Raw genomic sequence first — 15,005 nt, 5'->3', positions numbered from 1 at the left:
TGATATAAGGTCTGACTATGCGTAAATAATCAAAATCTGCTGCGTCCAGGAACTTAGCAGAGGGAGGATTCCGTGCAGAAAGCGGTATATTACTACTCTTATTGAGCAGAATTTAAGGCCTTGAAAAATATTTCTATTATTTTTGCACCTTGATAGAAACTCATATTGCTACAATATAACATCGACTATGTCCTTATCCACAAAATATAACCCTTCAGAAGCTGAGTCCAAATGGTATGATTTCTGGATGGAAAATAAGCTTTTCAGTTCCAGCGTAGATTATAATAAGGAGCCATATTCCATTGTCATTCCTCCGCCAAATGTGACAGGAGTTCTGCATATGGGGCATATGCTGAATAATACCTTGCAGGATGTGCTGATCAGAAAGGCTAGAATGGAAGGCAAAAATGCCTGCTGGGTTCCTGGCACTGACCATGCGTCTATAGCCACCGAAGCTAAGGTGGTGGCCATGCTTAAGGAAAAGGGTATTGACAAAAAGTCCATAAATAGGGAGGAATTTTTGTCTTATGCCTGGGAGTGGAAGGAGAAATATGGGGGAATCATCCTGGAGCAGCTGAAGAAACTAGGCGCCTCCTGTGACTGGGACCGTACCAAGTTTACGATGGATGCGGACCTTAGCGAGGCAGTTATCAGTGTATTTGTGGACCTGCATAATAAGGGCAAAATCTACCGTGGTATCCGTATGGTAAACTGGGATCCCCAGGGTAAGACTGCCTTATCTGATGATGAGGTGATCTTTAAGGAGATTCAGTCAAAACTATATTATATCAACTATAAAATAGAAGGCAGTGAGGATGAAACGCTCACCATCGCCACCACTCGTCCCGAGACGATCATGGCCGATGCGGCCATCTGTATAAATCCAAATGACAGTCGATTTGCTCATCTAAAAGGCAAAAAAGCTATCATACCACTTATCAACCGTAGCATCCCGATTTTAGAGGATGATTATGTAGATGTGGAATTTGGTACTGGCTGTCTGAAAGTCACTCCTGCCCATGATGTAAATGACTACGAAATCGGCATTAGACATAAGCTGGAGGTCATAGACATCATCGCAGATGATGGGACGCTAAATGAGAAAGCTCAGATTCTGGTGGGTGAAGACCGCTTTATCGCCAGAAAGAAAATAGCCAAACTGCTGAAAGAAGCGGGTCAGCTGGCAAAAGAAGAGGAATACACCTCCAATGTGGGGCATTCTGAAAGGACCGATGCGGTGATTGAGCCTAAGCTATCTTTGCAGTGGTTCCTAAAAATGGAGGACATCACTAAGCCCGCTTTGACGGCTGTAATGGACGATGTCATCGCCCTTTATCCTCCGAAATTCAAGAACATGTACCGCAGCTGGATGGACAATGTCCGTGACTGGTGTATCTCCCGTCAGCTATGGTGGGGCCACCAGATCCCTGCATTCTACCTTCCTAATGGGGAATATGTGGTCGCCAAAACCGCCGAAGAGGCTCTAGTGGTGGCGAACGAAAAGTATGGTGAAAACTATAAACTGGCAGACTTAAAACAAGACGAGGATGTACTTGATACCTGGTTTTCTTCTTGGCTGTGGCCGATCTCGGTTTTTGATCCGAATGTATTTGCCACAGGCGAAAAAAATGAAGACCTGAAATACTACTACCCTACCAATGATCTGGTGACCGCTCCTGAGATTCTATTCTTCTGGGTGGCAAGAATGATCATCGCAGGCTATGAATATATGGGCGAAAAACCGTTCAGAAATGTTTACCTGACGGGTATAGTCCGTGATAAGCAAGGGCGAAAAATGTCAAAATCTCTGGGTAACTCCCCTGATCCATTGGAACTGATCAAGATCTATGGGGCAGATGGTGTAAGAACGGGGATGTTGTTTAGTTCGCCAGCGGGAAATGACCTGCCTTTTGATGAGAAACTGGTGGAGCAAGGACGTAATTTTGCTAATAAAATATGGAATGCCTTCCGACTAATAAAAGGCTGGGAAGTGGATTCTTCTATTCAGAATCATCAAAATCAAACTGCCATTCTATGGTATGAAAGTCGCTTTAACCAAGCGCTGGAAGAGATAGAGGACCATTTCAGCAAGTTTAGAATCTCTGATGCCCTGATGAGCACCTATAAATTGGTATGGGATGACTTCTGCTCCTGGTACCTGGAGATGATTAAGCCTGAGTATCAGAAGCCAATAGACTTGGAGACTTACGAAAAAACGCTGGCGTTTTTCGAAAAAATCATGAAGGTACTTCATCCATTTATGCCATTCCTTACCGAGGAACTTTGGCATCAGATCAAGGGCCGTGATGTGAAAAATGCGCTGATCGTTTCTCCTTGGCCAAAGGCGGATGAATACAATCAAGGGATGATCACCGATGCCGCGCAGGTATTCGAGGTGGTATCTCAGGTGAGAAATATAAGGGCCTCCAAAGGGATCTCTCCTAAAGAAGCCTTTGCACTCACTATCAATACGCAGAGCCCTGACTTATATAAGTCATTCGAGGCTATCCTCACCAAACTTGCCAATTTAGAATCGGTAAGCTATGGCGACTCTGTGGAAGGTGCATTGAGTTTTGTGGTGAAGTCTGATGAATTCTTCATCCCACTCAATGAGTCCATCGATGTGGAAGCGGAAAAGGAAAACCTGAAAAAAGAAATAGAATATACCAAGGGCTTCCTAAACGGTGTGGTCAAAAAACTAAGCAACGAACGCTTTGTGAATAATGCCCCCGACCAAGTGGTCGCCATCGAGAAAAAGAAGCAGGCCGATGCAGAGGCAAAAATCAAAACCTTGGAAGATAGTCTTGCCAAATTAAGCTAAGACAAACACTGACTAACAATAATTAAGGAGACTTCACTGAGGTCTCCTTTTTTTTTCTCAAATAAACACCCAAGTAAGGAAACACTTCCCCAAAACCACCTAGAAGCCATTCGGCAAAACCTGATCTACCTCCACGCTCCCCAACTATAACTAAATCTCTATCCACAGATCCCCGATCGAACCTAAGCCAAAGTACGGGCAAAGGAAGTGGATGAGCCATGAAGCTCATTTCTACCAGAGCTAAATAGGAAGGGGGATAATTCTCTTCCTACTTAAGCGATGATTAATGCTCAAATTATTTATCCCTGATCAAAGCAACATCCAAATGATTGGCTTATTTTTACAATCACAAAAGGATAGCATTCTATTTCATATTATTACAAAATGAAAAATCTAAAGATAGCCATTATTGGCTGTGGTAATTTGGGTCTATCGATCGTCAATGGATTATTAGACACAGAAGGCTTTGATGGCAATAACTTATGGGTAACCCGAAGGAAGCCAGACAGCTTATTTCATCTCAAAGCCCTGGGGGTAAATGTCTCCTCGGACAATAAACTTGCTGCAAAGGCGGCAGATTTGGTGATATTGGGGGTAAAACCTTATAATATACCTTTGATATTGAAAGAAATATCTCCTGAACTGGATGCCGCCAGCCAAACGGTCATCTCCCTTGCCACCGGAGTCACCCTGGAGGAGATGGCCATCCATCTTCCTAAGGACACCGCCATATTCCGGGCGATGCCAAATATAGCGGCAGATATCCAGGAGTCTATTACCTGCATCTGCTCTCAGCATGCCAGCCCGGCGGTGGAAGCAGAGGTCAAAGCGGTGTTCAATAGCATTGGGATATCCATTCTGATCGAGGAACACCTGATGGAAGCCGCCACGGTATTGGGAGCCTGCGGAATTGCCTATGTATTACGATTTATGAGAGCGATGACTCAGGGAGGTATTCAGATTGGCTTTGATGCTAAGACGGCCAATGATATCGTAAACCAAACGGTAAAAGGAGCTGCTGAGCTGATCATCAAGAAAGGCATCCACCCAGAAGCGGCCATTGATAAGGTGACCACACCAAAAGGCTGCACCATCGTCGGTCTAAACGAAATGGAACATCATGGCTTCAGTGCAGCCATGGTAAAAGGTGTATTGGCCTCTTATGAGAAAATAGAAAAGTAAAAACAACTAGCTTCAAACAGCAATAATAGCAGCAGAATATCCCGATTAGAGGTAGTTTGCTGCTATTTTTTTTCAAAACCTGGGAATCCTCATTATTATTTATGAAAAGTAGTGGTTTAAGGGAGAAATATGGGAAATCCATGCCCAATACCCGTAAATACACCTCCTTAAGGCCTTATAAATGGCTAATAATGATATTTATTGGTAGGATAAAATTAGAAAACCCAGTAGATTTACTATATTATCTCATATAGGATATCATGTACAAGAAACTTTTACCGATTCTACTCTCTATTTCTATTATTTTGGTAGTTGGATATATGTTGGGACCAAAAGAAGAATTCAGCGATTTAAAAGGCAGCTATCCAAGCGTGCCGACAGATTTGACAGCGCTCGAGCAGTATGTCACTCATAAAGAAGATACAGTAAAAGGACTCAAACCCAATAATGAGGCAAGGATCGTCTGGGCTGACAGTCTAAATCCAGCGGTTACAGAATACTCATTCGTATATATTCATGGATTTGGCGCCAGCCAGATGGAAGGAGATCCGGTCCACCGGAAGCTTGCCGCCCATTTTGGAGCCAACCTTTACCTGACGCGATTGCCTGAGCACGGTATAGACCGGCCCAATGCCTTCGAATACCTAACTGCTGATATCTTAGCAGATGGGGCACGGGAGGCTTTTATGATAGGTAAGAGCCTAGGTAAAAAAGTCATAATCATAGGTACTTCCATGGGCGGAGCATTGACGACTTTGGTGGCCTCCGAGCGTGAGGATATCGAGGCGATCATCCTCTACTCCCCATGCATTAGAGATTACGGAAATCAGCTTGAAGCCTTCTTTAGCCCATGGCAGGGATGGCTTTTTGAGCAATTTGGCACCAATGATGACCAGGTGGTCCTCAGTCCACGCACAGGCGATAAGGCAAAATACTGGTCGGAACAGTATCATATCAATGCCTACAAAACCCTCGCTCAGCTGGTTTATAGCCGAATGAATGAGGAGACCTTTACCAATATAAAACAGCCTTTATTTCTAGGTTATTATTTCAAGGATAAGGAGCACCAAGACCAGGTGGTATCTGTCCCTGCAATGATAGAAATGTACCAGGAAGTCAACAGTCCAGAAAACCTAAAGGCAAAGAAAGCCTTCCCAGATGCGGGAGACCATGTAATCGGCTCTTCCATCACCAACCCAAACTGGGATAAGGTACTCGAAGCCAGTATTGCTTATTTACAAAACACCCTACACATCCCAGCACCATCTGATGCTGAAGGTCAGCTTCTGGAAGACCCTAGTGCTTCACAGAAATCAAGTACCCACTAATAACCTATAAATGATTTTACCCTATCCAATCATTACCGCACCCACCTTATTTCTGGATGAAAAGAAAGCATTAAATAATCTTAAAAAAATGAGTGAAAAGGCCAAAAAGTCTCACACTCGCCTCGTCCCCCACTTCAAAACCCATCAATCCAGGCATATTGGCGAATGGTATAAGGAATATGGGGTCACAGAAATCACCGTTTCCAGCATATATGCTGCCGAATATTTCCTGCCTCAGTTATGGGAAAATATCCATATTGCCTTTCCCTTTAACCCGCTGGAGATCACCAAGCTCAATCGCCTCGCTGCGGAGCAGTCCATCTCGGTCCAACTCGTCAATGCCGCCACCGCAGGTCTGCTAGCAGATAACTTGCTACAGCAGGTAGGGTATTTCATAGAGATAGATGCCGGATATGGCCGTACAGGAGTGGAAGTCAGTGATTTTGGGACGATAGAGGCCATTCTTAGAACCTCTCTCAAAACGAATAAACTTAAGTTCAGAGGCTTTTATATTCATGCCGGACATACTTACCATAGCAGCCCTGAGGAAATCCAAGCCATCTATCATCAAACTACCTCGGCCCTGACCATGCTGAAGGACAAATATAATTCTGAATTTCCAGATCTCGTAATCCGTCTAGGAGATACCCCTAGCTGTTCTATTCAGCAGGATTTTGCAGGAATAGATGAGGTAGGTCCGGGAAACTTTATTTTTTATGACCTTACACAAGCCGCTTTAGGCAGCTGTACCAAGGAGGATATTGCTGTGGCTTTGGCAGCACCTATCGTGGATATCAAAAAGCATAAAAATGAAATCCTCGTTCATGGCGGAGGAGTACACTTATCCAAGGATGTTCTGATCTTACCTAATGGTCAAAAATCCTATGGTGAAGTGGTCTTTATTCATGAGGATGGATGGGAGATTTTAGAAGAGCCTGCCATCGTAAAAAGCATCAGCCAAGAACATGGGGTATTGCAGGCACCTAAGGCCATTATCGATCGAGTACATCTGGGAGAACTCATTGGGATCCTGCCCGTTCATAGCTGCATGACGGCAGACTGTATGGGCGGATATATGAATCTAAAAGGCGAAAAAGTGGATCACTTTAAGGGCCAAAACAGCTTCTACCGAAATCTCTAAAATAGACAAATCCTCCTCATTTAATGAGGAGGAAAAGTGGAAGGTTGAATCAGTATGTACATCGCATTCTCGGTGCTTTATAGTCACTAATAGGCCTATAACTTCATGATCAACAATCCTATAAAATAAGAAAAGGGTTTACTTATCGAAATAAGTAAACCCTTTTTTATGATTAGGTAAGTGCAGTTCTGGTCTTAATAGCCCAAGGTTTTTAGCATACTCGCACTATTTTGTTCCTCTGCAAACAGCCTATGAGTGACAGACCCATCTGTATCTCTATCGATCAGGACGTGCTTGGGTGCAGGAATCAGGCAATGCTGAATCCCTCCATATCCACCTAGAGACTCCTGATAGGCCCCCGTATGGAAGAACCCAATGTACTGAGGTGTCTTTTTGTCCTCTTTCTTTGGGAGGTAAATATTATATTGGTGAGCCTCCGAATTATAGTAATCCATACTATCGCAGGTCAGGCCACCTAGGTTGATATTATGATATTCTTCCTTCCAGTTATTTACCGCCAGCATAATATACTTTTGATTCAGTCCCCAGCTATCTGGCAATTGAGTGATGAAGGACCCATCGATCATATACCAAAGCTCTTTGTCATTCTGGAGTTTTTCTTCCAAGATAGAATAGAGAACCGCTCCACTTTCTCCAACAGTATAGCTTCCAAATTCCGTGAAGATATTGGGCTCCTGCGTATTATTCTTGGCGCACATCCACTTGATATTCTTGATGATTTGATCCGCCATATATTGGTAATCATAATCAAAGAATACATTGGTCTTGATGGGCCAGCCACCACCAATATCCATAGTGTCTAATTCGGGGCAGATGGCTTTGAGGTCCACATATTTCTGTATAAATCGCGTAAGCTCAGACCAGTAATAGGCAGTATCACGAATGCCCGAATTGATAAAGAAATGGAGCATTTTCAGGCTCACATTTGGATTATCCTTTATTTTGGTCTCATACAGGTCGATTATATCCTTATATCTCACGCCCAGACGGGAAGTGTAGAAGCCAAACTTAGGCTCTTCATCGGCGGCGATACGTATGCCGACCTGAAAAGGCACCTTCACATGCTCCAGATAATAATCAATTTCAGTGAGGTTGTCCAAAACAGGAATACAGTTTTTGAATCCATCATTGAGGAGCTCGGTGATATACTGCTTGTACAGATCCCTTTTGAAACCGTTGCAGACGATGTGCGTATCCTTGGTGATTTTGCCTTGTTCGTACAAGCTTCTCACGAGTGGAATGTCAAAGGTCGAGCTGGTTTCGATATGGATGTCGTTTTTCAGTGCCTCATCCAGAACGAACTTGAAATGGGATGATTTGGTACAATAACAATAGGTGTACTTACCATGGTAATCATGGGCTTCCATCGCATTATTAAAGTAAGTTTTCGCATTTTGTATGCTCTCACTGATTTTAGGAAGGTAAGTTAGTTTTAGCGGAGTTCCATACGTCTCAATGATATCCATGAGATCTACGCCATTAAAAAAAAGCTTTTCATCTTCCACTTTGAATTCTCTCGTGGGGAAATCAAAGGTTTGCTGAATTAAATCAATGTATTTGTTCATTAGGCACTGAAAAGATTTAGTGTTTTAGGATCGAAAGTTGCATTCAATTCTTTAAAATTCAAACAGCTATTTTTCATAAAATAGTAACTATTACCAGCTCTTCCAAAATTCATGCCTGCTTATAAAAAACAAAAACTCCTTTCTGCAGATGAGAAAGGAGTTTTACTATGGTCATTATTAGTGGTTTATCATTGTATTTAATTAGATAGCTCATTGAAAAGCAGCTTTTCTTCCAGCTTATGTCTTTCTTGATTCACAAGGACTTTTCTTAGTACTTGTTTGAATCTCAGTTCATCTTCTACGATTTTGAATAACTTTTCGAGGTATTTTTTTGCGACTGCCTCATTTTTATTATAAAATTTCAGAGTGAAGCTTTTAGTTTCGTGGACACTTTCCAAAAACAATTCATTGGGCTGTCCTGCCAGAACCAAGCCTCTGAAGAAAGCATAATGCTCCGACAGATTTCCTTTAAGGTTAAAATACACCGCATTAAACTCCTTGTTCACACCTGCATAATTACCAAATGAAAAAGTGCCCTGACCTTCCAATTCCACATCGGATCTAGAAGCCAAATACTCTCTTACATTTAGCTCATTGACTTCCTTATTATTATTTCTGATTACGGATTGGAAGCTGAAGATGGTTTCGTTTTGTGATACTTTATAATTTGAAGCGATAGCTGTCATGATTCTTAGATTTTAATAATTATTAGTTTTTGTTTAAAAGGCTGTGTCAATTTCAACAACAGCAGCGGCGAACATTAGTGGCAAAAACTTGCATTCGAAAGGCTTTAAACATCTTCATGGCATTTTTAATTTATAGTTCCTTAAATGATTTAGGCAGGATTTAGCACCTTTTCTTTGGATAGGTTGCTATAGGATCTATGAGCCTGTTCTCTCCCCTATTCGGTATAAATCAGTGAATTGCTTTTGCGCCGCTCACTAATAACTTCTTCAAAGGTACAATATATTTTTTCAAAAACTAATTTCCCTATAGATTTTGTAGGGAATTATTTCTCCTTCTAAATCTCCCCCTTGGCAAATGGCTTTAAAGCCCGAAAAATCGCTGAAAATCCAATTATTATAATACCGAAAAAAAATGTAGTTTTTTGACTACTTTTGTACCACCAATGGGATTTGAGGAAATGCTGAAAACGATATGCCCCAAATTCATGTAGTGAATCGAAAATCTATGAGAGACATCAAACTAGTAGAAGTACGATCAGAATTGGCCGCAGGCACCCGTGGCGCCAGCTTGGGCATCGATGCGCTCAAAGTCGCCAGCTTGGACAAAAAATCCGACTTTTTCACGAAGTTTGACCCGATCAGCGTCAAGGATTCTAATAATTACCTCTGGAAAGGCAACGCTTTCCCGAATGCCAAATATATCGACGGCGTGTATGAGGTATTATCCAGCGTCCATGATGCGATAAAAGCCTTAAGGCTTAAAAAGAAATTCCCCATCGTCCTGGCTGGTGATCATTCCACGGCGGCTGGCACCATCATGGGCATTAAAGCTGCCGACCCGGACAAGCGCCTAGGCGTCATATGGATCGATGCACACGCAGACATTCATAGCCCATACACCAGCCCCACCGGCAATATGCATGGAATGCCGCTCGGCATGTGCCTTCAGGAGGACAATCTGGAATGCCAAGTAAAATCACCTTCGGAGGAAGAAAAAAAATATTGGGAAAAGATCAAGGCCATCGGCGGAGACTTCCCCAAAATCAAGGCCGGGGACATCATTTATATTGCGGTTCGCGACACCGAATCCCCCGAAGAGCATCTGATAAAGAAACATGGGATAAAGAATTTCAGGACCGCAGAGGTGAGGCAAAAAGGAATAGAAAAAATCGCTGCCGAGGCATTGGCTATCCTTAAGGACTGTGATCAGATCTATATCTCCTTTGATGTGGACAGCCTGGACAGCTCCATATCGGTCGGCACTGGCACTCCTGTGCCCGATGGGCTTACGGTGGAGGAGGCCTTACACCTCAATGAGACTTTAATAAAAGATAAAAGAGTATGTTGCTGGGAAATTGTGGAGGTAAACCCAACCCTGGATTCTGAGAACGTCATGGCGGAGACCGCTTTTGATATATTGGAGTCCACGACCCAATCGCTTGTTAGCAACTTTTGACACATTATATTATATAAGAGAATGACCATTCAAGAACAAATACTTCATTCAATAAGCAAGGCATTTGCAGACACCTTTGACCATCAAGTAAGTGCTGAGGACCTGGCGCTGCAGCCCACCCGCAAGGAATTTGAGGGTAGCTATACTTTTGTATTATTTCCCTTCTTGAAATTCACTAGGATGAAACCCGAAGAAAGCGGCGAAAAGATCGGCGCTTATCTATTGGAAAATTGTGAAGTGGTCAGTGCATTTAATGTCGTCAAGGGATTCTTGAATATCTCCGTCAATGAGCAATCATGGTTATCGGTTTTTGAGAAGCTTTATAAAAACGAAAATATAGGGCAGCTTCCTGCCAAGGGCGAAAAGGTAATGGTAGAATTCAGCTCTCCCAACACCAATAAGCCTTTGCACCTGGGACACCTTCGAAACAACTTTTTGGGTTTCTCAGTAGCTGAGATCTTAGCGGCGAATGGCTATGAAGTGGTAAAAGCCAACCTGGTAAATGACCGCGGAATCCATATCTGCAAATCCATGGTGGCCTATCAGCACTTTGGCAATGGAGAGACTCCCGAAAGCTCAGGTCTGAAAGGTGATCACCTTGCTGGCAAGTATTATGTGCTTTTTGACCAAGCGTATAAGAAAGAAATCGCCGCATTGATGGCTGAAGGCGCCACTGAAGAAGAGGCCAAGAAGCAGGCACCACTCATCCTAGAAGCCCAGGAAATGCTACGTAAGTGGGAAGCAGGAGATGAAGAAGTGGTGAGCCTATGGAAAACCATGAACAGCTGGGTATATGAAGGTTTTGATCGCAGCTATGAAAAAATGGGGGTGAGCTTTGACCAATATTATTATGAGTCAGACACCTATCTATTAGGTAAGGATATCGTAGAAGAAGGCTTGGAGAAGAAGGTTTTCTTCAAAAAAGACAATAACTCCGTCTGGGCAGACCTTACGCAGGAAGGCTTGGACGAGAAACTCGTCCTTCGCGGAGACGGCACCTCCGTCTATATCACCCAAGACATGGGCACCGCAGACCTTAAATACCAGGATTTCAATATCAGCAAATCAGTATATGTGGTGGGCAATGAGCAAGATTATCACTTCGATGTATTGTTCAAAATAATGAAAAAACTAGATCGACCTTACGGAGATGGCTTGTACCACCTCTCCTATGGGATGGTGGATCTGCCTACCGGCAAAATGAAATCCCGCGAGGGTACAGTGGTGGATGCGGATGATCTCATCCAGGAAATGATCGATACGGCAGCCAGTCACACCAAGGAATTGGGCAAGATCGAGGGATTCTCCCAGGAGCAAGCCGATCAACTATACGAAATGCTGGGCTTAGGAGCTTTAAAATACTTCCTGCTGAAAGTAGATCCTAAAAAACGAATGCTATTTAATCCTCAGGAATCCATAGAATTCCAGGGAAATACAGGTCCATTCATTCAGTATTCCCATGCGAGGATCTCTTCTATTCTCCGCAAAGCAAACCAAATAGGAGTGGATTATTCCCCTGCGGGATTTGAGGGACTGGAGCATATAGAGACTGCTGAGCAGGAGCTGATCATGGCGCTGAATGGTTTTGAGAAGAAAATATCACAGGCCGGAGAGGAACTTTCTCCAAGCATCATCGCACAATACCTGTTTGATTTGGCGAAAGAGTACAACCGATTTTATGCAGAACTTCCTATATTTAGTGAGGGGAACGAAAAAGTAAGAGCTTTCCGCGTGGCTTTAAGCAGCCAGGTGGCGAGAACTTTAAAGGCAGGGATGAAGTTGTTAGGGATAAAGGTTCCCGAAAAAATGTAAATGGTTTGTCTGTAGCTTTCAGAACATCCCCTATTCATTTAAAGCATCGAGCTAAGCAGCAAAGGCCAATAATGAATGATTAAAAGTGAATGTTCAGAGCTTTTAGCAGATTTGATATTTACGAAAAATAATTTTCACCTGAAAATATACCATACCATGAAAAAAGTATTAGTTCTTATGACCGCGGTGCTATTAGCAGCATGCAGTGGCGAAAATAAAAACACGCAATCCGCAGGCATCGCGGGTCTCAGCACTCAAGAAGAATCAACTATGCAGGACGAACAATCATTCTATGATTTCAAAGTCGAAGATATCGATGGCAATTTGGTGGATTTCAGCAAGTATAAGGGCAAAAAAGTACTGATCGTGAATGTAGCTTCTAAATGTGGCTATACCCCGCAGTATGAAGGGCTTCAGGAACTCAATGAAAAGTATGGGGATAAAATCGCCATCCTGGGCTTTCCTGCCAACAATTTTGGAGGTCAGGAACCGGGGACGAATGATGATATCAAGAAATTCTGTACTGGAAATTATGGAGTGACCTTCCCGATGTTTCAGAAAGTATCCGTAAAGGGCGTTGATAAGCATCCTCTTTACCGTTGGTTATCAGATAAGGACCTGAACGGCTGGAATAACGAAGAGCCAACATGGAATTTCTGCAAATACTATATTGACGAGAATGGAGAGCTGAAGAAGTTCTTCCAATCCTCCGTAAAACCGATGGACGAAGAAATTATTTCGGTGATTGAATCATAAAATTGTATGGCTAAAGGCAGCCTCAGAACACCTTAAGATGGAGGGGAAATTGCTCACATCTTAAATTTTGAGGCTGCCTTTATTTATTTCCTTATCAGTGGACATTACTCTTCAAACAAAAAGTCAGGCTTGGCTACATGCGATCAGGCTGCGCACCCTTCCTCTGGCGCTTGCCAGTATATTTATGGCCAGCTTTATAGCCTATTTTCACGGTTTATTTCGCTGGGAAGTGGCCGCTTTGGCAGCCCTCACCACCACGTTGATTCAGATCCTATCTAACCTCGCCAATGACTATGGGGACAGCATCCATGGGGCAGATAGTGCAGATCGAAAAGGGCCAATACGAGCGGTACAGTCTGGTGTGATCAAGCCCGAGGAAATGAAAAAAGCCATGATCCTATTGGCGGTAATATCCTTTTTTTGCGGCCTTGCTCTATTGTATTTTGCCATCAACACCTGGACCACTTTCTTCGCTTTTCTCGCTATAGGCATACTTTCTATTATCGCTGCTATCAACTATACTTCTGGCTCCAATCCCTACGGATATATGGGCCTGGGAGACATTTCGGTATTTATCTTTTTCGGCTTGGTGGGTGTGTTTGGCGTGTATTATCTCCACACGATGTCCTTCTCTACCAGCGTTATTTTGCCCGCCATCTCCTTGGGACTGTTTAGCGCCTCCGTACTGAATATCAATAATATCAGGGATATAGATTCAGATGCAAAAGCGGGAAAGAAATCCATTCCAGTGCGCATTGGCCGCACTAAAGCGGTGATATATAATTGGTCCCTAGTGATCATAGGCAACCTCGCCCTGATTGGCTTTGCTTGGCTGGAATCTGCTCCTGGAGCCCTGTGGGCCTTGGTAGTTTTTCCCAGGATGTTTTATATTGCCTATCAAGTGCAGGCAAAAACCAGCTCGGAAGAGCTAGATCCCTATCTTAAAAAAATGGCCCTTGCTACCTTACTATGGGTCATGATCTTTGGCGCGGGACTTATCCTCCTCTAGGACAAAACAGGCTCTCAGGCCTCTTTGGACTTTATCCACCCTTCTAAAAACCAAATCCTATATACTAAAATAAGAGCTCTATAGGGCTGTGTTATTTGAGATTTCAAAAATATGCTTTCAATCAGATAATTTAGGCCTGATTTTGGTAGTTATTATATGAAAATAGACTGGCCTTTACTACTTCTTTTTCGTACTTTAATTTAGGGAAAGCTATCGATCTTGGGACAAGGAAAATTGCTCTTCGACAGCGAGTAGAAATTAAGCTTTTGACAGTTTTCTGCGTGACTGATAATTCAAGTCAACCTAAGAAAAAGTACACGCATAGAAAATGCCGTAGTCTATTAAGCATATATCAATTGAAATTTTAAACTAACAGCCATGAAAACCATTTTAGTACCTTATGATTTTTCTCCCGAGTCCAAAAACGCACTCGCATTTGCAAAAGGTCTTGCCACTATCAATCAAAGCCATCTAAAACTCCTCCATGTGATAGAGATCCCAACAGGGCAAACTTTCAACACTATGGGCGAAGTGGGCATCGGCTCCAATGAAATGCAAAATGTCTTCATGATGGAGCTTATCGAGCAGCGAAAGGTGCAGATGGCTGAACTTAAAGAGGAAAATATTGATCTTCCTTTTAAGTTTACCACCAAAATGATTTTTGGCAATCCCTATGCGGGCATTTCAAACGAGATCTCTGAAACCAAAGCAGACCTGATCGTAATGGGCTCCAAGGGCAGCAGCGGTTTAGAAGAGTTACTAATAGGCTCCAATACGGAAAAAGTGGTGCGACATGCTAAGTGTCCCGTAATTACTATAAAGGGACTGTCCGACCCTCGTTATATCAAAAACATCTTATTTGCCAGTGATTTCAGCGAAGAAAACCAGCCGATTTTCACTCAATTAAAGAAACTTCAGGTCAGCCTGAATGCTGAACTTCATTTGGTGAAAATAAATACTTCCAGCTCCTTCGAGACCACACGCCAAAGCAGAACCAAAGTTCAGGAGTTCATTGCCAAAAATCACTTAGAACATGTTACTTTTGACATTTATAATAGTGATACGGAGGAAGAAGGAATCACCGAATATGCTGAAGACCATAATATCGACCTTATCGCCATGGCGACACATGGAAGAACAGGCTTCATGCATTTGCTCAGCGGCAGCATAGCGGAGGATGTCGTAAACCACGCCAAGCGCCCCGTATGGACCATGAAAATAAAATAAT

Annotated in this window: 11 protein-coding genes and 1 riboswitch; of the genes, 9 read left to right on the top strand and 2 right to left on the bottom strand. The window is 43.0% G+C overall.

All coding sequences use genetic code 11. The annotated features are described in order from the left end of the window. The first annotated feature begins 187 nt into the window (after nt 1-187). The 4 genes from B050_RS0107360 to B050_RS0107330 all read left to right on the top strand — a co-directional run bounded on the left by B050_RS0107360 (nt 188) and on the right by B050_RS0107330 (nt 6,472). A complete protein-coding gene (locus tag B050_RS0107360) occupies nt 188-2,821 on the top strand; it encodes a valine--tRNA ligase (protein WP_018473261.1) in 2,634 nt (877 codons plus the stop codon). 384 nt (nt 2,822-3,205) lie between these two features. Further along, nucleotides 3,206-4,003, top strand: a complete 798-nt coding sequence (proC, locus tag B050_RS0107345) for a pyrroline-5-carboxylate reductase (RefSeq protein WP_018473258.1) — start codon at nt 3,206-3,208, stop codon at nt 4,001-4,003. A 260-nt stretch (nt 4,004-4,263) separates the two neighbouring features. Further along, nucleotides 4,264-5,331, top strand: a complete 1,068-nt coding sequence (locus B050_RS0107335; protein WP_044201933.1) for an alpha/beta fold hydrolase — start codon at nt 4,264-4,266, stop codon at nt 5,329-5,331. Between the two features lie 10 nt (nt 5,332-5,341). Further along, nucleotides 5,342-6,472: an alanine racemase gene (locus B050_RS0107330; protein ID WP_018473255.1), complete on the top strand. Its 1,131-nt coding sequence runs from the start codon at nt 5,342-5,344 to the stop codon at nt 6,470-6,472. Between the two features lie 194 nt (nt 6,473-6,666). Here the strand turns inward: B050_RS0107330 and B050_RS0107325 are convergent, their stop codons facing one another. Next, entirely contained in the window at nt 6,667-8,058 is a 1,392-nt protein-coding gene (locus tag B050_RS0107325) for an arginine decarboxylase (protein ID WP_018473254.1), read from the bottom strand. Nucleotides 8,059-8,255: 197 nt separating this feature from the next. Next, complete coding sequence (locus tag B050_RS0107310; protein ID WP_018473251.1) at nt 8,256-8,744, bottom strand: hypothetical protein; 489 nt, start codon at nt 8,742-8,744, stop codon at nt 8,256-8,258. Nucleotides 8,745-8,871: 127 nt separating this feature from the next. Further along, a riboswitch (SAM riboswitch) is annotated at nt 8,872-8,975 on the bottom strand. 274 nt (nt 8,976-9,249) lie between these two features. Here B050_RS0107310 and B050_RS0107305 point away from each other — a divergent pair. From B050_RS0107305 to B050_RS0107285, 5 genes are all read left to right on the top strand, one after another. Further along, nucleotides 9,250-10,200: an arginase gene (locus B050_RS0107305; protein ID WP_018473250.1), complete on the top strand. Its 951-nt coding sequence runs from the start codon at nt 9,250-9,252 to the stop codon at nt 10,198-10,200. A gap of 21 nt (nt 10,201-10,221) precedes the next feature. Beyond that, on the top strand, nt 10,222-12,012 hold the full coding sequence (gene argS / locus B050_RS0107300; RefSeq protein ID WP_018473249.1) for an arginine--tRNA ligase: 1,791 nt from the start codon (nt 10,222-10,224) through the stop codon (nt 12,010-12,012). A gap of 156 nt (nt 12,013-12,168) precedes the next feature. After that, nucleotides 12,169-12,768: a glutathione peroxidase gene (locus B050_RS0107295; protein WP_026235714.1), complete on the top strand. Its 600-nt coding sequence runs from the start codon at nt 12,169-12,171 to the stop codon at nt 12,766-12,768. Between the two features lie 97 nt (nt 12,769-12,865). After that, on the top strand, nt 12,866-13,777 hold the full coding sequence (locus B050_RS0107290) for a 1,4-dihydroxy-2-naphthoate polyprenyltransferase (RefSeq protein WP_026235713.1): 912 nt from the start codon (nt 12,866-12,868) through the stop codon (nt 13,775-13,777). 378 nt (nt 13,778-14,155) lie between these two features. After that, a complete protein-coding gene (locus tag B050_RS0107285) occupies nt 14,156-15,004 on the top strand; it encodes a universal stress protein (protein WP_018473246.1) in 849 nt (282 codons plus the stop codon). Nucleotide 15,005: the final 1 nt, after the last annotated feature.

It is taken from the genome of Echinicola pacifica DSM 19836 (assembly GCF_000373245.1).
GTDB classification, from domain to species: domain Bacteria; phylum Bacteroidota; class Bacteroidia; order Cytophagales; family Cyclobacteriaceae; genus Echinicola; species Echinicola pacifica.
Note: the sequence above shows the minus strand (reverse complement) of the source record. Positions and strands in the feature narration are given on the sequence as shown.